General features: G+C 68.0%; 17 protein-coding genes and 1 pseudogene. 12 read left to right on the top strand and 6 right to left on the bottom strand.

Features of this window, described 5'->3' with window-relative positions:
* The first annotated feature begins 1,273 nt into the window (after window positions 1-1,273).
* The 5 genes from AQI94_RS31545 to AQI94_RS31525 all read left to right on the top strand — a co-directional run bounded on the left by AQI94_RS31545 (window position 1,274) and on the right by AQI94_RS31525 (window position 4,859).
* A complete protein-coding gene (locus tag AQI94_RS31545) occupies window positions 1,274-1,783 on the top strand; it encodes an AMIN-like domain-containing (lipo)protein (protein WP_031057170.1) in 510 nt (169 codons plus the stop codon).
* A gap of 350 nt (window positions 1,784-2,133) precedes the next feature.
* Window positions 2,134-2,337, top strand: coding sequence for a cold-shock protein (locus tag AQI94_RS31540; RefSeq protein WP_031057173.1), 204 nt, complete (start codon window positions 2,134-2,136; stop codon window positions 2,335-2,337).
* Between the two features lie 456 nt (window positions 2,338-2,793).
* Window positions 2,794-3,462, top strand: a complete 669-nt coding sequence (locus AQI94_RS31535; protein ID WP_031057177.1) for a LysE family translocator — start codon at window positions 2,794-2,796, stop codon at window positions 3,460-3,462.
* Window positions 3,463-3,885: 423 nt separating this feature from the next.
* Entirely contained in the window at window positions 3,886-4,458 is a 573-nt protein-coding gene (locus tag AQI94_RS31530) for a hypothetical protein (RefSeq protein WP_031057180.1), read from the top strand.
* A complete protein-coding gene (locus AQI94_RS31525) occupies window positions 4,455-4,859 on the top strand; it encodes a cytochrome P450 (protein WP_107064335.1) in 405 nt (134 codons plus the stop codon). The genes AQI94_RS31530 and AQI94_RS31525 overlap by 4 nt, the downstream gene beginning before the upstream one ends.
* A 474-nt stretch (window positions 4,860-5,333) precedes the next feature.
* On the opposite strand, the gene AQI94_RS31520 is transcribed toward AQI94_RS31525, so the two are convergent.
* The 3 genes from AQI94_RS31520 to cdgB form a co-directional block, all read right to left on the bottom strand.
* A complete protein-coding gene (locus AQI94_RS31520) occupies window positions 5,334-5,771 on the bottom strand; it encodes a hypothetical protein (RefSeq protein WP_158806411.1) in 438 nt (145 codons plus the stop codon).
* A gap of 636 nt (window positions 5,772-6,407) precedes the next feature.
* Window positions 6,408-6,533 (bottom strand): SDR family oxidoreductase, encoded by a 126-nt coding sequence (locus tag AQI94_RS43285; RefSeq protein WP_225890309.1) that lies wholly within the window; start codon window positions 6,531-6,533, stop codon window positions 6,408-6,410.
* A gap of 382 nt (window positions 6,534-6,915) precedes the next feature.
* Window positions 6,916-8,445, bottom strand: a complete 1,530-nt coding sequence (cdgB, locus tag AQI94_RS31515) for a diguanylate cyclase CdgB (RefSeq protein ID WP_404817940.1) — start codon at window positions 8,443-8,445, stop codon at window positions 6,916-6,918.
* Between the two features lie 1,740 nt (window positions 8,446-10,185).
* Between cdgB and AQI94_RS31510 the strand changes: the two genes are divergently transcribed.
* Together AQI94_RS31510 and AQI94_RS43280 are read left to right on the top strand one after the other, a co-directional pair.
* Window positions 10,186-10,386, top strand: coding sequence for a hypothetical protein (locus AQI94_RS31510; RefSeq protein ID WP_031057194.1), 201 nt, complete (start codon window positions 10,186-10,188; stop codon window positions 10,384-10,386).
* A gap of 109 nt (window positions 10,387-10,495) precedes the next feature.
* A pseudogene (locus AQI94_RS43280) lies at window positions 10,496-10,804 on the top strand (mycothiol transferase); the annotation flags it as partial.
* A 356-nt stretch (window positions 10,805-11,160) separates the two neighbouring features.
* On the opposite strand, the gene AQI94_RS31505 reads toward AQI94_RS43280, so the two are convergent.
* Window positions 11,161-11,571 carry a winged helix-turn-helix transcriptional regulator gene (locus tag AQI94_RS31505; protein ID WP_107119437.1) on the bottom strand — a complete coding sequence of 137 codons (411 nt, stop codon included), beginning with the start codon at window positions 11,569-11,571 and terminating at the stop codon, window positions 11,161-11,163.
* A gap of 120 nt (window positions 11,572-11,691) precedes the next feature.
* On the opposite strand from AQI94_RS31505, the gene AQI94_RS31500 reads away from it, so the two are divergent.
* From AQI94_RS31500 to AQI94_RS44220, 5 genes are all read left to right on the top strand, one after another.
* Complete coding sequence (locus AQI94_RS31500; protein WP_031057202.1) at window positions 11,692-12,405, top strand: DsbA family oxidoreductase; 714 nt, start codon at window positions 11,692-11,694, stop codon at window positions 12,403-12,405.
* 55 nt (window positions 12,406-12,460) lie between these two features.
* Window positions 12,461-13,105: an FMN-dependent NADH-azoreductase gene (locus tag AQI94_RS31495; protein ID WP_031057205.1), complete on the top strand. Its 645-nt coding sequence runs from the start codon at window positions 12,461-12,463 to the stop codon at window positions 13,103-13,105.
* 36 nt (window positions 13,106-13,141) lie between these two features.
* The gene (locus AQI94_RS31490; RefSeq protein ID WP_031057208.1) at window positions 13,142-13,807 is read left to right on the top strand and encodes an NAD(P)-dependent oxidoreductase; all 666 of its coding nucleotides are present in this window, start codon (window positions 13,142-13,144) and stop codon (window positions 13,805-13,807) included.
* A gap of 64 nt (window positions 13,808-13,871) precedes the next feature.
* The gene (locus tag AQI94_RS44770) at window positions 13,872-14,036 is read left to right on the top strand and encodes a hypothetical protein (protein WP_158806413.1); all 165 of its coding nucleotides are present in this window, start codon (window positions 13,872-13,874) and stop codon (window positions 14,034-14,036) included.
* 163 nt (window positions 14,037-14,199) lie between these two features.
* Window positions 14,200-14,442 carry a hypothetical protein gene (locus AQI94_RS44220; RefSeq protein ID WP_107064336.1) on the top strand — a complete coding sequence of 81 codons (243 nt, stop codon included), beginning with the start codon at window positions 14,200-14,202 and terminating at the stop codon, window positions 14,440-14,442.
* A 180-nt stretch (window positions 14,443-14,622) separates the two neighbouring features.
* Here AQI94_RS44220 and AQI94_RS31480 read toward each other — a convergent pair whose 3' ends face one another.
* Together AQI94_RS31480 and AQI94_RS31475 are read right to left on the bottom strand one after the other, a co-directional pair.
* Window positions 14,623-15,762, bottom strand: coding sequence for an ABC transporter substrate-binding protein (locus AQI94_RS31480; protein ID WP_031057213.1), 1,140 nt, complete (start codon window positions 15,760-15,762; stop codon window positions 14,623-14,625).
* Between the two features lie 283 nt (window positions 15,763-16,045).
* Entirely contained in the window at window positions 16,046-18,700 is a 2,655-nt protein-coding gene (locus tag AQI94_RS31475) for an RICIN domain-containing protein (RefSeq protein WP_031057216.1), read from the bottom strand.
* Window positions 18,701-19,004 lie beyond the last annotated feature (304 nt).

Below are 19,004 nucleotides of genomic sequence, written 5' to 3'. Positions count from 1 at the left end.
GCGGGCCGTTTCGAGCCGTGCCGAATTCGTGGCACTGGTCCGGCAGGAACGACCTGCCGGACCCTGGGGGAAGGCGCCACGTAAGCCGCGCAGGGGCAGGAAACACCGTGATTAGCGACCGTCCCTGTACTCGGTGGGACTGGGCAGACGGAGAATAGTTTCTGCAGGGGCTGGGTCGGCGTTTCCCGCCAAGTGCCTTACACAGGCTGCTGTTGTGTTCGGCGGCGACCGCATCGACGTGGTCGCGGGTGCGGCCGGACAGGCTGCTGCCCTTGGGAGAGTACGGGTCGATCCGTGCTCCGATGGCCGGCTCCGACAGCCGCCGGCGGATCCGGACGAAGGCTGCGTCAGACCGACCGCGCAAAACCAGTGGCCAGTGCGCGGGTGGGGCCACTGCATACGGCGCGGCAAGCAACTCTCCCCCTGCTGAGGCAACGACGTCTGCGACTTGTCCCCGGCCTCCGGCCGGGCAGGACCTCCTTCAGCACCATCACCCCGACCGCCGCGTCGGCAGACAATACGGCCGGCACCCGAGCCGACAGCGCGAACACGCGTGACGTCTCCAACTGCTTGCTCAACAGCGACCGATCGAATCACCTCAAAACCGCCGGCGTCCCGTCAGTCTATTGACGGTACACACGACAGCGCAGGCTCCACGCACGAGACCAAGCACGAACCCCCACCGTGCAGCCAGACGCGAAGCGAGGCCTACCAGCGAAGCGTGAACCTCTTCCATATTCGCCCCCTGCAGCCTGCACACCAAACTGCACCATGCATATGCATATCGACACAAGCGGATCCGGTCGGCCAGGCCGCCCGGACCGACGCGAGATCGCTACAAAGGAGAGCGGAAGAAGGTCGTCGGGGTCGGGGATCTGAACGGCGACGGCATCGGTGAGCTGCTGGCACAGGACACGGCGAACAACCCGTACTGGTGCTACGGCACCGGCAACGGCACGTTCGGTGCCTGGGCGAAGGTCGTCTCGAACTGGGGCGGTTCCTGCAGGTGGCGATACCGAGGAAGTCCAGGATGTGCGCACCGTCCTGGAAGGTTGGATCGCGACGCCATCCGCGAAGTGTTCTGGCGGCTGCGCCTCATCCAGCCACCTGAACACCCGGGTCTGGGCCGGCCGCGGCTATGCCGGCCACCGTCGAGGTCAGCGATCGCACTTCAGTGGATGAGAATCGTTCGCCAAAGCGTGCAACCTTATGACCCTCACATATGTCTCATACTGCAACCACCAGTCCCCGACATCTCACAAAAGGGGGCGTCATGTACACCCGCCATCGCCTCATGGCCGTCACCGCCAGCGCACTCCTCCTGGCCGGCACCGCGGCCTCGACCTCTGCCGCCGCCGCATCCCCGGCACCGTCCACGACTCTCGTGGTCAACGCCAGGATCGCCGGTCACTGCTCCTACGACCGGGTCGTCATCGACGTGAAAGGCAAACTGCCGCCGACCACCGTGACACGGGTCAAGGAACTCCGCTATGACAGCTCGGGGAAGAAAGTCCCGCTGGCCGGGAAACACTTCCTGCAGATCAAGCTCTCCCCAGCCGCAGGCCACACCGACGCGGGCAGGAACGTCTACAAGGGCCCGCGCCTGATCAAGCTGAATCTGCCGAAACTCAAGGGCTTCGCACTCACCGGCGACTTCGAGGGCGTCGTCACCTTCGGGGCCGCGTTCAACAGCAAGCCCACCTACACGACGAAGCAGCTGCACCGCCCCGAGCGCTTCGTCCTCGACATCGCCCACCACAACACCTGCCGTTCCTCACACTGAGGTGCACTGACGGACCCTGAAGTCGCTCACCGCCTCACACGGTGGGCGGCACCGGGTGTATCTCGTCAGCGGCATGCCCAGCCCGCCGCCGCAAAACGGCATCCGCACCCATCCCTAGTCCAATCGACACAAGGCCACAACAGGTGGACCGGGCTCACTGCGCGCAGCAGATGGCGTCGTTGGCGGGGGATCTGCTGGCGTGAGGCAGGCGGGCTTGGCGTCTGGCGTGGTGTCCGTCGGATAGGCGTCGTGATCGGGGGTACAACGGCTGCAGGCTCGTGCGGTTGCAGGGCCGGAACATGCGCCCGGGTTGACGGGCTGTTCCCAGGTATGAACGAAGGATCGAAGGTATGGCCAGCGGCACCGTGAAGTGGTTCAACTCTGAGAAGGGCTTCGGTTTCATCGAGCAGGACGGCGGGGGCCCGGACGTCTTCGCGCACTACTCCGAGATCGCGGGCCAGGGGTACCGCGAGCTGACCGAGGGCGAGCACGTGACCTTTGACATCGGCCAGGGTCAGAAGGGGCCGCAGGCGCAGAACATCGTTCGCGGCTGAGCGGGCCACGTAGCGCAGGGCAGGCGGCTGACCGGTTCGGCAGCCGCCTTGCTCATGCAGTCGGCACGTTGCCCTACAGGTGCTGTCCCTGCAGCCGGGCGGGCTGCCCAGCGCGCCCGGGCCCGCGCCCTGGGCACCGCCTTCACCAGGCTGCCGCTGGTCTCGCCACGCACCAGGACACGCGCAAGAACTGACAGTGCCGGGTACCACCTGGCCAAAAGTCTCTGCTCGCGACGGGCTCACTCTCGGAAACCGTATTGGCAATGGTAGGCAATGCTCTTCGATGGACGGCCGCCACAGTGGATGGTCTTCGACCGATCTGCTGGCTCTGCTCTTCGGGGTCGAGAACCACCAGTGGCTCACCGTGACCGAGCTGGCCACATGAAAGCCGGCATCGGTGGAAACCCACGAACGAGGCGCGTCCGACGGACGGACGGACGCGGAGCGGAGCGGACGATGTCGGTTGATCTCGCGGGGTTCCTCGGTGTGGTCCTGCTCGCCTACCTGGTACCCGGCCCCGATTTCCTGGTGGTCGTGCGGGCCGCCGCACGGAGCACCTCGCTGGGTCGGGCAGCCGCCCTGGGCGCGCAGACGGGATTGTGCGTCCACATGTGCTCCGCGGCGCTGGGCCTGTCGGTGATCGCCGCCCGCTCGGCCCTCACCTTCACTGTCATCAAGCTCGCAGGCGCCGCGTACTTGGTCTACCTCGGTGTACGCGCCCTGCTCGACGCCCGTGAAGACGCCCGCGCGGGCCTCGGCCCGCAGAGGGCCCAGCGGTGGCGACCACGGGACGGTCACGCCCCGCGGTCAGGCGCCATTGCGCCGGTTGGCCGCCGAACCGGCTTCACCCAGGGATTTCTCACCAACGTGCTCAATCCGAAGGCCGCGTTGTTCTTCCTGAGCGTGCTGCCACAGTTCGTCGACCGAGGCGCTTCGCCAACGGAGCAGATCTTCCTGCTCGGCGCGCTCGACATCGTCATCGGCATCGTCTACTGGCAGGCCGTGGTAGGCCTTGCCGGCCGGCTGCGCGCCGTACTGGGCCGTCCTGCGTGGCGCCGCCGCTGCGAGCGGATCAGCGGCTGCCTGTTCATCGCCATCGGGGTCGGGGTGGCCGCGGTCGAATGACGGGTGCACCCCGACGCCTGTACGAGATCTGGCTCGCCGAGGCCGATCGCGGCGGACTCAGCCTTCATTCCTGCTGAACATCCGCAACCGGACAAGCGGCGCCGCCCCGACCACGGTCCGCGTCGACCGGTCATGACCGGTCGACGGGCAATCGGTCACCGGTCACCGGTCACGCCGCCGGGTTGGTCTGACCGATCCGCCCCAGCCCCATCAGTCTCGCGTTCTGGTCGCTTTACCGGCTTCCAAACGGCCTTGAGTCAGACCCGTACGAACTGACCTGCCGCGCCGACGAAGGCGTTGTGCGCGGCGCAGGCACGGGTGCGCACGCTGGTCACTTTCAGCGCAGTCAACGGCATCACTGACACAACCTCAGCCTTCGTGGCAGGGTGCGGTGATCAGAATCGGCACACGGAGAGGGCGTCCATGGAAGCGCAGATGTGGGACGCGTTGGTTGGCGTGGCGAAGCAGGCGTACACCGCTGGGCTGGGCGAGGGGATGGCGCCGCGCCCGCTCATCATGCCGCTGGTGCGCGGCGAGCTGGTCGGGATGATCTGGGTCCGCCCGATCAAGGTGGGCCAGGACGCGCTCACCGGGATCGCGGAACTGGCGAACATCGCCGCGGCCGCCGGCGCGGACGAGGTCGTCCTCGTCTGGGAGACCCATGACGTCGCCACCGCCTGCGAGCTGCCGGTCGTCGGCCCAGCGCCGTGCCTGAACATGGTGGTTGCCACCCGTGAGGGGCATGTCCTGCACCAGTTCCCCTACACCGAGCAGCTTTTGTCCCGCAGCCCCGAGGGCTGGGCGTCGGTCGCTCCGGACTGGAGTCCTGCCCCTGCACCGCAGCGGGGTGGCGACCTGATCCCACCGATCCAGGCAGCGGTGCACTATTCCTTCATCCCGATCGAGATCGACCACCCCTCCCCCTTCGGCGTCACCGTCGTTCTGATGGAAGAGGACGGCTACCGCATCAGCCTGACCGAAGCGTTCGCTCATTGAGGTCCGACATCCGGGACGCATGCATCAACGAACAGGCACGACTGAACCCGGGTCGAGCTCATCATCACCCGTTTCCCGGACGAAGACATGAGATCCAGGGCGTGCGCGTTCCAGCCGGCTCCTGCATCAAGTACCCGATCGACGCCGCGAACCGGGACTCGGCGGTGTTCGACAGCCCCCAGGAGTTCGACTACAACCGGCCGCCGGACGCGAGCCGAAACCTGACGTTCGGTCTCGGTACCCACGCACGCGCCGGACAACTGCCGGCACGGGCCGAGACCAACCTGATTCTCGGTCTCGTCGTCGAGCGGTCCTCTTCGGTAGAACTCGCCGACGACCCGCTCGAGGTCCGCACCAACCGCCTGGTTGCGTTCGACGAGCTGCCTGTCCGACTGTCCTGAGCCGCACTGTCCACCCCGCCGGGTGCCGCTCTCCCGTGAAACCAAGCGGCGCCTGGCGGTCGTACGCCACGTCGAGCACCCACCGGCCCCAGCCACCCATCCCGCCGATCTCGACCGGTTTCTGCGCATGCTGCCCGTTGCTACATGGCTTGGTGCGATCGAGTTCGACCACTCCCCCGCCGGGCGCACCACACGGCGCGCACAGCTACGGGTCCTCAAGGCCGTTCTCGCTGACCCTCGAACCCGTTCCCAGCCCATGGCCACCGCGCACAGTCGCGGCGCCGAGCAGGACACCATCTCCTGACTCGTCCAGTCCGGCGCCACCGTCGCGATCCTGCACTGGTACAAAGAATTCGAGGTGCGATTCCGAGTTTTTCCCTGCGGCCGGAAGCGCTCACCCTGAGCGTATGGGCCGGCTCAACTCCGGACGCACAGGGTGAACGTGCCCCTCGAGAAGAGGCCCCGGATGCGCAATCAGCACAGACTGTCAATGGAGAACGGGGCCGTCTTCCACTCGTCCGCGCTGTTCACCCAAAGGCTCCCCTGGTGGGCGATGCCGACGCCGCACGGGAGTTCAACTGTTGCTCCGAAACAGCCGCGCGCCTGGCCTCCAGGAAGCGCGTAGAACCCGCAGAACCCGCCTCCCAGATCGGAGTTGCCGTCCCAGCGGCCGTAGATATCCGAGTCGAACTCCGCGCCTTTCAGCTCGATCGTCTTGGTCGACCGGTTGGATACGACGAGTACCAGTTGGCCCTTTCTCTTGTCGGGGGTGGTTATGAGGCAGACTTGGGAGACAACCTGGGTTGATATTTGAATATGACGGCTTTCGCCGCATTTCCAGTTCGAGTTGGCCGAATACGTCTGCCAGTCAGGGTGAGCGCTCGCAGGGGTCGCCCAGAGCAGTGCGGTCAAGCCCAAGACGATGGACAGGACTGCCATCAGCCTGAGTCGGATACGCGGCACAGTGCGTGTCACAGGGTCTCCCGGTGGTCATGCAGCCTGTTTGGGCTGTCTCCAGCCGACCGTACCGGAAAGATCATTTCGGAGGAGCCGAATAAAGCGGCTTGCCAGCAGCGACTGACACCGGTGCTGGTTGCCTTGTCTGGGGCGGGAGTTGAGCGTTCGGTCGCGTGTGGGAACTTCGCCGTGGATCATGAGGAGAGCATCAGGTGGCAGCTCATCGGCGAAAGTTGGTACTCGCCCATACGACGACACCTACTTCACCGCTGCCCGCGCCCTCGACATCGCCCACCTGGTCCCGCTCGCCGAAGCATGGGGACTCCGGCGGCCTCCACCTGGACTCCTAAGAAGTGTGCCTCCTGCACGGCCGGAAACCACGCGGGAATCTTGCTCACGTCGGTGAGGACGGCCCAGACGCGGTCGGGTTCCTGTGGGACTCGGGTGTCGAATCGGAACGTTGCCATGGGGGCTCCCTGCTTGTAGAGAGAGGACGGGGGCTCGGCCGGTGTCCACGGCCCCGATCGCAGGATCACGGCCGTGCGGACAACGGCATCTCACTTCGCTGCCCGGGCCCATGAGTGTCCTGGGTCAGGCGCCGATCATGTTGAAGCCGCCGTCGGCGTTGAGGTAGGCACCGGTCATATGGGCCGCGTCGTCGGTGGCGAGGAACAGGGCCGTGCCGGCGAGTTCGGCCGGGCCCGGGATCCGGCCCATCGGCGTCGCGCACCGACTCACGCAATGGGCAGCACCAGGTGTATCTCGTCAGCGGCATGTCCCAGCCCGCCGCCGCAAAACGGCATCCGCACCCATCCCTAGCCCAAACGACGTAGGGCCACAGCACGTGGAATGGGCTCACTGCGCGCAGCAGGTGCGCGCGTAGCGCCAGCGGCGACGCGCCGGCTCCAACGATTGGCCGCAGGCCACGGCATACAAGGAGCGCGCCGGTCGGTCCTTCGCTGACCATTCACCGGCTGTCGTCCAGGACTGCATCAAGATCGTCGGTGATGGACTGCGATGCCCAGTGCACTGGATTCGCGCCGTCAGCGATGCCGATACAGCGCCTTCCGCTGACGACTCATGGGCTGCGGTTCGGGTCTCATGAGGCGTATTCGCGGGCCGCTCGCAGGATGTTCGCAGGAGCCTTGCCGCACTGCGCCCATGCGATGCCGACACCGGCGTGCATACGCACGGTCTGATCGGCCAGAAGGACCGGCAGGTGGATCTGCGACTGCAGCGACTCCGCAGCGGTCTGCGCATCGGCGGGGCTGAGTTCCGGGGCGAGGACGACGAACTCGTCACCGCCGTACCGGGCAACCGTGTCGCCGTCGCGTACGGCGTGACGGAGCCGCCGGGCGACCTCGATGAGGACCCTGTCCCCCGTTTCGTACCCGAAGTGGGTATTCAGAGCCTTGAAGTCGCGCAGGGCGAAGAAGAGCACGGCCAGGCCACGGGGGTTGTCACCCCTGGGAGCCCATACGTGGTCGTGCTGGGTCTGGGCAGCGTCTGTGTCGTCGAGATGGGGACCGTCGAAGCCTGGTACGACGGTGTCGAGCTTCTGTTCCCGGAGTGTGCAGAGTCGGACGTCGATACGGGCATGCAGTTCGGCGGAGTTCGGCAGGCCGGTGAGGGCATCGTGCGAGGCGCGGTGGGCGAGATCGAGCTCGCGACGCTTGCGCTCGTCGATGTCCTCGATGTGAGTGAGCAGCAGGCGGGGCCCGTCGCTGGCGTCGGCCACCACGCTGCTGCGCAGCGAGACCCACAGATAGGTGCCATCGCGGCGGCCGAGGCGGACTTCCGCGTACCCGCCCTCGGCGCTGGTGCTGAGCAGGGTGCCTATATCCTCGGGATGGACGAGGTCGGAGAACGCGTAGCGGCGCAGCACGGCAGCAGGGCGGTCCAGCAGGCGGCACAGCGCGTCGTTGGTCCGATGGATACGGCCGTGCTGGTCGCCGCCCATCATGGCAATGGCCATGCCGTTGGGGGCGTACTCGAAGGCTTGTCGGAAGCTCTCCTCGCTGGCGCGCAGGGTCTTGTGCTCCCTCTCCATCCGGACCAGCGCGCGCTGCATGTTGGCACGCAGACGGGTGTTGGTGATGGCGATGGCGGCTTGCAAGGCAAACTCCTCCAGATTCCGGCGCTCGTCGGGCCTGGGACGGCGGCGGGTGAGAGGCCAGTCCACCGAGATGACACCGACCAGCTCACCGCTGGGGGCGCCGGAAGCGCTTGGGTAGTACATGGGTGCGAAAAGCCGGTCGGAGGGATGCCACTCGTCCTCGAAGCGGGGTGCGGGACCGTCGGTGTGCCACTGCGGCACGTCGTCATCGTCGAGGACCCAGCCCTCGGTGTGGGGGATGAACCGCAGGTCGCCCCACCGCTCCCCCATGGACAGGCGGCGCTCCCAGGATTCGCGGGAGCCGACGCGGCCGGTGATGAGTGCCTCGGCGGCGGGGTTGCCGGCGAGGGCGGCGACGACGAGATCGCCGTCCGGACGGACCAGGTTGACGCACGCCAGCCGGTATCCGAGATGAGCCACGACTCCGTTGGCGACTGCCTGCAGGGTGTCCGCGAGGCTGCGGGCGAGATGGAGGTGCTGCACCGCGGCCTGCAGATTGTGGCTCTTGTCGATGGCGAGTGCGCTGCGGACGCCGTACTCGGCGAGGACTGACAGATCGGCTTCCTGGAAGGCCTGGCCCGCGGGGTCGCGCAGGAGGACGGCCATGCCGATGATCCGCTGCCTACCGTGCAGCGGTACCAGTGCGGTGTGGCCCCCGCCGGATTCGTGCCCGTGGCCAAGCAGCTCCGGCAGGGCCGCGCGGCCGACCGGCGAGTCGGCGGTGACCGGTAACGCGCCGTTCAGTACTTCGAACAGCGCGCTGCCGGGGCGTACCTCGCACGAGGAGGCACCTCCTGCGGTGTGCAGCGGGTACGCCTGTTGCAGCCGCAGCACGAGCGGCCCTTCGTGTTCCTCGTCGCCCACCGGAATCGGGTCTCGCAGATAGACCATGACCGAGTCAGCGACGGTGGGAACGACGGCCCGGCACAGCCGCATCGTGATGTCCTGCGGGTCCCTCCCCCCTGAGATCCGGTAGACCGCCTCGGAGATGTCCCCCTGGGAGTCGACGACCGGGGGCTGTGGGGATTCGAGTTCGGGGACGGATGTGTCCTTGCTGGTCGGCGGGTTGTTCGGGGTTGTTCCGGACAACCGGACGGTCGGCCTTTGCGGGTTGTGGCGGGCGTGGCCGGGCCCGGTCCTCTCGGCTTCCGCCGCAGATGCCGAGGGAGTCGAGGAGGATGACCAGTAGCCCAGCTCGTCGGCGGCCTGCTGAACGGCCTCGTGCCCCTCGTCCAGGACAGCGCGCGCCTTGTCCAGGGCGCGGTCCACGTCGTCGAGCGCGGCGTCGTCGGAGCTGAGCGCGTGCAGGTCGGTTTCCAAGAGCAGTGGCGCCGGCTCCTGCGCCAGGGAGGGCCCGTCCTCCCCCATGCGCAGCCTCAACTCGGCCAGCTCGGTCTCCAGCTCGTGGATACGACGTGCCGCATGGTCGGCGACCTGCTGGGCGATACCCCGTTCCCGTTCGGCACGGACCAGCTGTTCCCGCAGTTGCGTCTCCTGCCGTTGCGCCCGGGACAAGAGCTCCACCGCTGCCTGCCCGCCGGGGAGTTCGGCCGCCACCGGCTCCAGGGCATCGACCCGGCGTGTCAGCTCGGCGACTTTCGCCTGGGCCTGTCCGAGCATGACGAACAGCAAGGTGGCGATCGACAGAGCTTGTTGTCGCCCCTGCTCGCCGGCGTCGTAGGCCTGGCGGGCGCGCTGCATCTCCTCGAGGACCTCGATGGTGCGGTCCTTGGCCGCCAGCAGCTCCCGGGCGGGCACCAGTTCCTGCATGTCCCCGATCGCTGTCGGGTTGGTGGCCGCCCGGTCCCACACCATCCGCGCCTCCCCTAGCCGGCGCCGGGAAAGGTCTGCCTGTTCGTCGGGAAAACACACATCGGCCACGGCCTCGACGAGGTCCCACTGCAGCGACACGCCGGACAACTGCTCACGAAGCCGGCGTAAGTCGGGCACCGCCCCGGCAGTGAAGTGCTCGGGCATGAGCCGTGTGTGTAACTCCCGGACGGACACCTTCGATTCGTCCAGCCAGGAGCGCACCAGCACGACCAGCTGGTTGATCTCGGCGCACGAACCCCGGGCGGGTCCCCACGGCCGTCCCGCCCGCTTCTTTTCGCCGGCCATCGGTTCTCCCCCGTGGTTTGTTCGCCGGACAACCCCCTGTTGTCACCGGAGAACCATCCAACCGTCCCACCTGCGGTTCTGCCCGGGGATCCTCGTAATTCGTCATCGACACCACACAACCCAGGCGGTGCCCTCATGAACCACACCTTGTCGGCGTTGCTGCTTCTCGCGCTGGCAGTGGCCGTCCTCTTCTCCGTCATCGCCGCGGCGATCGCCTTCGCCCTCGCCCGCTGGGAGGGGGCCGCGATGCCGGTGGCGTTGTCCCGCGGCGGTATCGCGTTCGCCGCAAGCCTCACCCTGTGCCTGGCCGTCCTCACGACGCTGGGCCGGACGTAATGGCCGAACGTCAAGCTCGTCTGTGCGGTCGGACGTGATGGGAGGAGACGCCTGTTCGTTGCCGGCGAAGGTCGGCGTAGGCCATGGCTGTTGCTGCCATGGCGGGCCGATGAAGACGACACCGGATGGACGGCTTGTCCCACCCGCCCATGCTGAAGAGCGCTCCACGCTGGAGGCATGGCTGGACTTTCACCGTGCCCTCGTCGATGACGCTGCTCGGTCTCGTTCAGCGTCTGGCTGAGGTGGAACGCAGCTGGTTCCAGCGTGTATTCGCAGGCCAAGACGTGCCCCCGTCTTCAGGGAGAACGACGTCGACGGCTATGCGCTGCGGCCGGACCGAGGACTCGACGAGGCGATGGCCGTCTGGCAGGCCGAGGTGGCCCGACGTCGTGAGCTGATCGCTGACGCATCGCTCGACTGGCCGTGAGCTGCGCATACCTGGATGATTCTGGGGTGTGGTGGCTGGCGGGCCGGCTCGGCGGAACTGCCGGGAGTGTGGTGATGGCGACGGAGGCGGTGTTCTGCTCGGGCCGTTGTCGGGTACGGGGCTTCCGCCAGCGGCGGGCGTCGCGGAACGGCGTTACGGAAACGCCATAGCCGAACGTCACGCGCACACCTTCAACAACTCGGTTCTGACGCGTAGTTGGAAGTGATTCCGGAGAGCTTCGAACGCCCCTGGTTCACGCTCTGCTCCGGCTTGCCTGTTGTCTCTCCGACGATGCGTCGGGCGTCCGCGCTGCACCAGACGCCGACAGCCGATCGCTGATCCTGCGGTCAGGACCGGCCTGCTGGTGCCGCGGCGCGGGCCCGGTGCTCGCGGATCTCGTCGTGGTGGTCGGCGGCCCAGCCGATCAGGGAGGTCACGATCTCGTGGAGGCCGCGGCCCAGCGGGGTGAGGGCGTACTCGACGCGCGGTGGAACCTCCGCGTATGCGGTGCGGGTGATCAGGCCGTCCTCCCGGAGCTGGCGGAGCGTGAGGGTGAGCATCCGCTGGGAGATTCCGGGGATTTGGCGTTGCAGGTCGGTATAGCGCAGCGGGCCTGCCTCCACGACCGCGATGAGCAGCAGGCTCCACTTGTCGCCGACGCGGTCGAGGACCTGCCGGATGAACTCCATGTGCTCGGCGGGGATGCGGGCACAGGGCCCCACCGCCGCCGCGCCGCCCGAACCGCCGGTGACCTCCATGACGCACATTCCTCTCCGGCACGAACACCGATGTGCCTTTTGTATCGACTTCCATACTGGCCCATCATGGCGCTACGAACAAAAAGTAGGAAGCAAGCGCAGGCACGGGAGGCGCGCGTCATGAAGATCGATGTCTGGGCCGAGGTCACCTACCCCTGGTGCGGACTGGGCAGCCACCGTGTGGACCGGGCCGTGGAACGGTTCGAGCACGGCAATGAGGTGGAGGTCGTCCACCACTCGTTCCCGCTGAGCAGTTCCTTCCCCGTGGGTCAGACGTTCAGCGTCCGTGACGCGCTGCTGCGCCGGCACGGCATCGGCGGCTTCCAGGCCGAGGCGTCCACGCGTCGCATCGAGGCGCTGGCCGAGGCCGAAGGGCTCCGCCCCTACAGGGTGCTGGACAACCTGGTCGGCAACACCGATCTGGCGCACGAGTTCCTTGCCCACGCCTCCGCCGAGGGCAAGAACCGCGAAGCCTGGGACGCGATCTTCCGCGCCTACTTCGGCCAGGCCCGCCCCGTCTTCAGCCTGGACGACCTGCTCGACCTGGGCCAGGAGATCGCTCTGGACCGCGAGGGCACCCGCCGGGCGCTCACCGAGCACCGCTACCAGCGCCAGGTGAGCGACGATGCCGCCCGCGCCCAGCGCCTGGGCGCCAACGGCGCGCCCTTCATCGTCGTCGACGGCACGTACGCCATCCCCGGGGCCCAGGACAGCGACGGCCTTCTCGACGTGCTGCGCACGGCCTGGGACGCATCCCACCCGCTCACCCTGGCGACCGACGGCGACGCTCCGGTGTGCGGCCCCGACGGCTGCGCCGTACCGGCCCGCAGCTGACCTCCATCAGACGCCCCTCGACCCACCTTGATGATTTCGAAAGGCTGAATTCTCGATGTCCTATCTGCTGCACATCGACGCCTCCTCGCTCGGCGAGGCATCCGTCTCCCGTCAGGTCGCCCAGTCCTTCCGTGACGCGTGGCAGGGCGCGGTCGTCCACCGCGACCTGGCCCTCTCCCCCGCCCCGCACCTCAGCGCGGCGGGCATCACCGCCCGCACCACCGACCCCGCCGAGCACACCCCCGAGCAGGCGAAGGCCGCGGCGGTTCAGGACGAGCTGATCGGCGAGTTCCTCGGCGCCGACGCCTACCTGTTCACCGTGCCGATGTACAACCTCACGATGCCGTCCGTGTTCAAGGCATGGCTGGACCAGATCATGGTCGCCGGGCGCACTCTGAGCTTCGACGGAGCCCCTCCCACCCTCGGCCGCCCCGCCACGGTGATCTCCGCACGCGGCGGCGGCTACGGCCCCGGCGCCCCCAAGCACGGCATGGACCACCTGGTGCCCACGCTGGAAACCGTCCTGGGCCACCCGACCAACCTCGGCCTCGACCTGACGACAGTCCTGCCCGAACTCACCATGGCGCCGTACGTCCCCATGCTGGCCCCGCTGCTTCCGATGCACGAGGCGTCCATGACCAAGGCGCACGACGAGGCCCGCCGCCTGGGCTCTGCCCTGACCGGCCGACCGACCGCCTGATCCACCTCTGAACTGCCCGAAAGGCGTTTGATCACCATGAGTAACCTCCTTGTCCTCGGCGGCAGCGGCCGCACCGGCGCCCACGTCCTGGAGCACGCGACCCGGCGCGGCCACCACGTCCGCGCCCTCGTCCGCAACCCCGACAAAGTGCAGGCACCGGCCGGAGTCGAACTGCTCCAGGGCACCCCCGCCGACATCGACGACCTCCGCAAGGCAGCCGACGGCACCGTGGGGGTGATCAGCGCACTGAACAACGCCCGCGCCTCCGACAACCCGTGGGCCAAGCCGGTCAGCCCGCCGATGTTCATGACCGACGCCGCCCGCAACACGCTCACCGTCATGGGCGAGCAGGGCATCCGCCGCATCGTGCTGACGTCCACGCAGGGCGCGGGCGAGGACTGGGCCCGGCTCAACCCGCTGGTCAAGGCGTTCATCAACCTGTCGAACGTCAAGGCGGGCTTCGCGGACCACACCGGCCTCGACCAGCTCGTGCGCGCCTCGTCAGACATCCACTGGACCCTGGCTCGCGCCGTCACCCTCACCGACAAGTCCCTCAGCGGTCCGGTACGGGCCGCCGAGGCCGGCACCGAAAAGCCCGGCGCCCGGATCAACCGCGCCGACCTCGCCCAGTTCCTCGTCCAGGCGATCGAGGACAACACCTGGATCCGAAAATCCCCCCTCGTCTGGAACACCCGAGGATGACCCGCCCCATGATCCACACCCACCTGGCATCACGGACGAGGAGCTGGGCCAGGCCATCACCTACGTGACGAAGCCGGTCGAGTCAGGGGAGTTCATGCTGGCGACGACCCTGCTCGTCGCCAACCGCACGATCGAAGTCAGTTACGGCAGGGCCTACGCCCACCCGGAGAAGGACGGCGCCTCCACGTGGATGGCGACCGGGCCCGGCTACGTACCCGGGGCGCGGTGATCGATCCCTGGCAGACCACCGCCGACGGCCGGTACGCGGGTCTGACGCCCGAGCAGGCGGGCCCCTGGAGGGCCTCGACGTCGCCGACTTCGACCTGCCGAATTACCACCTGCGCGGCAAGATCGTCGCGGATGCCGAGGGGCGCTACGAGTACCGGACCGTCGTGCCGGGGGTGAAGCCCGCGGCGGTGCCGGTCAGTCGGCTCGACGGCCTCCCGCGCGATCGCACCCTCGCTGACCGTGTCGACGAGCGGATCGCCGTCGAACCGGAGCGGCCACGCCGCACCCGGGTGGAACGAGCGAAGAGGTACCTCGACATCACCATGAAGACGGTGCGGCGCCCGCCGGACGTCAGGGGCTTCGTCGTGTTCCCACGGCGGTGGGCCGTCGAACAGGGCGTGTCATGAATCATGAACGCACAGGTGACGGACTTCGAGAAGGCGTACCCCGTCACGTGCGGCACGTCCGCAACGGATCTGGCAGGGTGTCAAATCCCGGTCACCCTCGGCTGTCGTCACTCCGGCGGCGAAGTAGGTGCCGCGCCCTTGGACAGCGGGGTCTTCGGGCGCGGCACAGGGCCTGGCAGGTCAGGCCCCCGGGTGCAGACCGGGCCAACCGGGGGTCGGGTCACCCTTGACCTCGCCGAAGTACAGGGCGAAGGTCTGCTTGAGCCGCTCGACCTTGGCGCGGTCTTCCATGAAGCGGGGGAAGCCGTCCACGTTGGCGTTGGCGTACTCCCAGACGGGTCGCAGGCCTGCGGGTGCGGGGATGTCCGTACGCACCGACCAACTGCTGGAGGTCTGGCGCTCCGTGGAGATCTGCCAGTTCAGGAAGAGCTTGGCCGCAGTCGGGTTGGCGGCCTGCTTGAAGATCGCCAGGCGTTGACCCCAGGCCATGAAGGGGTGCCCGTCGGGCAAACCCATACGGATGCCGCTGGTGGCCGTCGCATTGCCTCCGGTACCGAGGCCGACGACCGCCGTCTTGTTGTTGATCGCGGTGCTGGGCGAGAACGATCCCCGAGCGAACTGCGGCTGCTGAGCGGCGAGGGCCGCCATCCAGTCCCAGCCGTACTTCTCCGCGTAGAGGGCGTAGAGGTAGAGGACCGCGTCGTCGTCATGCGGGTAGGAGGAGGCGACCTTGCCTTTCCAGCGCGGGTCGATCAGGTCCAGGGGGGACTGAGGCGCGTTCGCGCCGGCTGCCGCGATGTCGTAGACGTAGCTGAAGGCGATGACCGCCGCAGAAATCCAGGCGCCGTCGGAGTCCCGGAACTTCTTGTACAGCTTGCTGAAGCCGGCGGGCTTGTAGTGCAGCAGCCGACCCTCGTGCTTCCAGCGGGTGAAGTCCTGCAGCGTCTGCAGCTGAACAACGTCGGGGACAAGGGTGTCGGTCGCGAACTGGTTGTCGATCCGGACATCGTGGTACTTGCTGTAGTCCACGATCAGCTGAAGGTCTATCTCCGGGAACCGGGCGCGGAAGGCAGTGCGTGCGCTCGCACCGCTGCCCGAGTTGGCGAGGTCGCCGCCCGCGTAGACCACGAGTTTGCCGCCCTCGGCGAGGGCGTCCTGGTACAGCTCGTCGAGGGTCCTGGTTTCCTCGGAGCGGCTGCCGGTGGCCGAGTCTGCGGGGGCGGCCGATGCGGGGGAAGCGGTGGCGCCGAGTGCGCCGAGGCTGAGCGCGGCCCTCGCTCCGGTGGCGAGGAGGCGTCGTCGGCTGGGCAAGCTGGTCACGGGATTTCGCTTTCTGCGCGGGGGCAGGTTGATATCCGGTGGCCAAGTTACCTGACACCGCAGTATCTGACGGGTCAGTAAAGCAATCAATGCGCTGTCGATCTGAGTGTTGTCCCGTGATGAGACGGCGGGTGCTTCCGCCGCCTGACCATGCACCTCCCCCGGCGTACGCGCAATGCCTGGACCTTCACTGCGGGACCGGGGCGACGCACTGCGACGGCGCTGCGGATGCTCGGGCGGGGCAGCAGGCTGGTGTGCCTGCCGCTCCGCCCGAGCATCGAGGTCAGGACGGGTCGCCGTACTGCAGTCCGCGTCCATTGGTGCCGATGTAGACGCGGCCGAAGGTGTCGGGGTCGCCGGTGATGACGCCGACGCTGCCGATGGCGCCCCACTGGTGGGCGTCGTCGTTGACGCGGAGCCAGGTGGCGCCCTTGTCGGTGGATCGGAAGACTCCGGTGACGTCCTTGACGGTGCCGATCAGGTACAACGCCTGGTATCCGGCGCCCGGTGCGGCCTTTCCGAAGCCGAGGGCGGAGGCGGACTTCACCGTGGTGAGGGTGGTGAAGGTGCGGCCGCCGTCGGTGGAGTGCAGCAACCCCTTGTCACCGCCGGCGATCCACAGGTCCCCGGCAATACCGGGGACGGCCGTGAGCCGGCCGGAGGGCAGGTTGCCGGCCCGGGCGGTGAAGGTCGCGCCGCCGTCGGTGCTGGCGTAGAGGGTGCCGTGGGACAGGGAGTAGAAGGTGCTGCCCGAGGCGCGGTCGGCGACGACCTCGGCGTCGCCGCCCAGGCCGCTGACCCTCGACCAGCTGGAGCCCTTGCCGGTCGAGCGGTACGGGACCTGACCGTCCTCCGTCCAGACGATGGTGGAGCCGTCCGCCGCAAGCGCGACATGGCCCATCTGGGAACTGCTGACCGGCTCCGCCTTGAAGCCGTTCCAGCTGCTGCCGGCGTCGGTGGAGTAGGCGCCGTCCTGCTCGCCGCCACGGCCGACGCGGACCATCATCGAGGGGTTGGACTGGGCGAAATCGATGTCGGTGCTGCTGCTCATCAGTGGGTTCTTCAGCCGCCCGGCGGGCTCCTCGGTCAGGGAGCCGGCGTACCGGAATCCGCCTTGGTCGCCCATGGAGGTGATGAGGGTGGCACCGCCGGGCGGGGCGACGGCGTCCGCCAGCGAGGTCTCCTCCAGTCCCACGGCTCCCGGCGTCCAGTGGCTGGTGCCGCCACTGTCGGAGGCGCTTGCGTCCTTGCTGCGCCAGATGCCGTTGCCGGTGCCGTACAGCACGTGCCCGGAGTCGAAGGGATCGATGGCCAGGGCGGTCATCCAGTGGCCTATGCCGGTACCGATGTAGGGAGCGGGGGAGGCGTCCCGCACCGACTTGTCGGCCAGCGCCTTCCAGGTCGTACCGCCGTCGGTGGTGCGGTAGAGCTCGTCCTGCGGCCACCAGCGGTCGAGGGTGGTGACCATCACCGTGGACGGCTTCTGCGGGTCGACGGCCAGACCGGAGAACCCGTAACCGCCGCTGGACGGGGAGACGTTCTTCCACGCCCCGCCGGCCGGGGTGTACTTCCACACCGAGCCCGCCGTCACGCCGTTGGGCCCGAGGGCGTCGGTGTACGTCAGGTACAGCGAGCCGTCGCCGGAGACCACGCCGTGCTGGGGCATCTGGCCGGTGGGCCGGCCGGGGACGGCCTGCCAGGTGGTGCCGCCGTCGGTGGAGCGGTACAGGGAGGTGGACTTGTCGGCGACGCCGACGTAGACCGTCTTGCTGCCGGCCGGGCCGTACGTCACGAAGGAGATGCCCCCGCCGCTGCCCGCCCCATCGTTGACGGGGAACGAGGAGACCTGACTCCATGTCACGCCGTAGTCGGTGCTGCGCCACAGGCCGTTCTTGCGGGTGCCAAGGAGCAGGGTGGCGTGGTTCGAGGGGTCGACCACGAGCCGTTCGCCCGCTCCGCGGCCGTCCTCGTTGCCGCCCAGCTTGAAGGGCAGTTCGGTGCGCTGGAAAGTGCGGCCCTGGTCGGTCGAGCGCAGGATCGCCCCGTTGCCCGCCCAGTCGTTGGTGTAGGTGCCTGTCCCGAGGTAGAGCCGGTTGGGGTCGACCGGGTCGCTGGCCAGCGAGTCGATGCCCAGCAGGTTCCAGTCCTTCTCGCCGATCCAGTCGGTCAGCGGGATCCACTGCTCGGCCCCGGTGTCCCAGCGGTAGGCGCCGCCCATGTCGGTGCGCGCGTACAGCAGGCCTTTCTCGCCTGGGTTGAACACCAGTCCGGTGACGTAACCGCCGCCCACCACCTGGGCGTTCTTCCACACATACGGTCCGGACGCGGCTGTGGTCTGCGCCCCGCCGGTCCCGGACGCCGGGGCCTCGGCCGTCTTCCTCAGCTTCCACTGCTGGTTGGTGCTGCCCCTGCCGGGATACTGGATGACTGTCGCGCCGTCGGCTGTGGAACCCCCGGAGACGTCCAGGACCTGGCCGCTCCTGCGGGAGGTGAAGGTGACAGCGTCGGAACCGCTCACCTCGCCGATCTTCCACTCCTGGGAGGTGGCCGAGCTGTCGGTCTGCTGCTCGGCCGCGACCCCCTGAGCGGTCGAATTGCCCTTTACGCCCAGCACTTTGCCGCTGTTGCGGTTCACCAGCTCGTAGTAGCCGTCCCCGGCGGACTTCAGCTTCCACTGCTGGTTGGCGGTGTTCTGGTCGGTCCACTGCTGGATCCGGGTGCCGTCGGCGGTGGAGAAGCCGTTGACGTCCAGCACCTTGCCGCTGCGCACGGAGACCAACTCGTAGTAGGCATTGCCGTCGACCGTCGCGGCTTGCGAGTCGTCCTGTGTGAACACGAGGTACGGCACGACTGCGGCGGGCACGCCGAGCAGCAGACCGGTCGCGGTCCAGCGACGGCGATGACGCCCGCGGCGCTCGCCGTTCGTGGGGTTGTTCATGGGGAGGTGCTCTCCTTGCATACCGTGCACAGGGGGAAAACGGATCGCCGCCACCGGGACTGGCCGGATCCGACTCCTTGTGGTCACCAGCACCGCAAAGGTTGCCTTCCAGCCGAAACCATTTTTCTGCCCGACGGGCCGGGGAGGCTTCTGCCTGCCGGGCCGGCGACCCTTCGGCGGGACAGAGCATGCGCGGGCAGAGGTTCCGAAGGGACCGACGCGCTCACGCTACCTTCACGCGTTCTACAGAACACCCCATGTTTGACATGGTTGTCCGGCAGACGAATCCGGCTTCCGTCAGCCC

The sequence above is a fragment of the Streptomyces pseudovenezuelae genome (assembly GCF_001513955.1).
GTDB classification, from domain to species: Bacteria; Actinomycetota; Actinomycetes; order Streptomycetales; family Streptomycetaceae; genus Streptomyces; species Streptomyces pseudovenezuelae.
Note: the sequence above shows the minus strand (reverse complement) of the source record. Positions and strands in the feature narration are given on the sequence as shown.

What these genes read in the sequence shown, in the direction of transcription:
- AQI94_RS31545 (WP_031057170.1), top strand. Translation starts at nt 1,274, where the DNA reads ATGTACACCCGCCATCGCCTCATGGCCGTCACCGCCAGCGCACTCCTC.
- AQI94_RS31540 (WP_031057173.1), top strand. Translation starts at nt 2,134, where the DNA reads ATGGCCAGCGGCACCGTGAAGTGGTTCAACTCTGAGAAGGGCTTCGGT.
- AQI94_RS31535 (WP_031057177.1), top strand. Translation starts at nt 2,794, where the DNA reads ATGTCGGTTGATCTCGCGGGGTTCCTCGGTGTGGTCCTGCTCGCCTAC.
- AQI94_RS31530 (WP_031057180.1), top strand. Translation starts at nt 3,886, where the DNA reads ATGGAAGCGCAGATGTGGGACGCGTTGGTTGGCGTGGCGAAGCAGGCG.
- AQI94_RS43285 (WP_225890309.1), bottom strand. Translation starts at nt 6,533, where the DNA reads ATGGGCCGGATCCCGGGCCCGGCCGAACTCGCCGGCACGGCCCTGTTC.
- AQI94_RS31510 (WP_031057194.1), top strand. Translation starts at nt 10,186, where the DNA reads ATGAACCACACCTTGTCGGCGTTGCTGCTTCTCGCGCTGGCAGTGGCC.
- AQI94_RS31505 (WP_107119437.1), bottom strand. Translation starts at nt 11,571, where the DNA reads ATGGAGGTCACCGGCGGTTCGGGCGGCGCGGCGGCGGTGGGGCCCTGT.
- AQI94_RS31500 (WP_031057202.1), top strand. Translation starts at nt 11,692, where the DNA reads ATGAAGATCGATGTCTGGGCCGAGGTCACCTACCCCTGGTGCGGACTG.
- AQI94_RS31495 (WP_031057205.1), top strand. Translation starts at nt 12,461, where the DNA reads ATGTCCTATCTGCTGCACATCGACGCCTCCTCGCTCGGCGAGGCATCC.
- AQI94_RS31490 (WP_031057208.1), top strand. Translation starts at nt 13,142, where the DNA reads ATGAGTAACCTCCTTGTCCTCGGCGGCAGCGGCCGCACCGGCGCCCAC.
- AQI94_RS31475 (WP_031057216.1), bottom strand. Translation starts at nt 18,700, where the DNA reads ATGAACAACCCCACGAACGGCGAGCGCCGCGGGCGTCATCGCCGTCGC.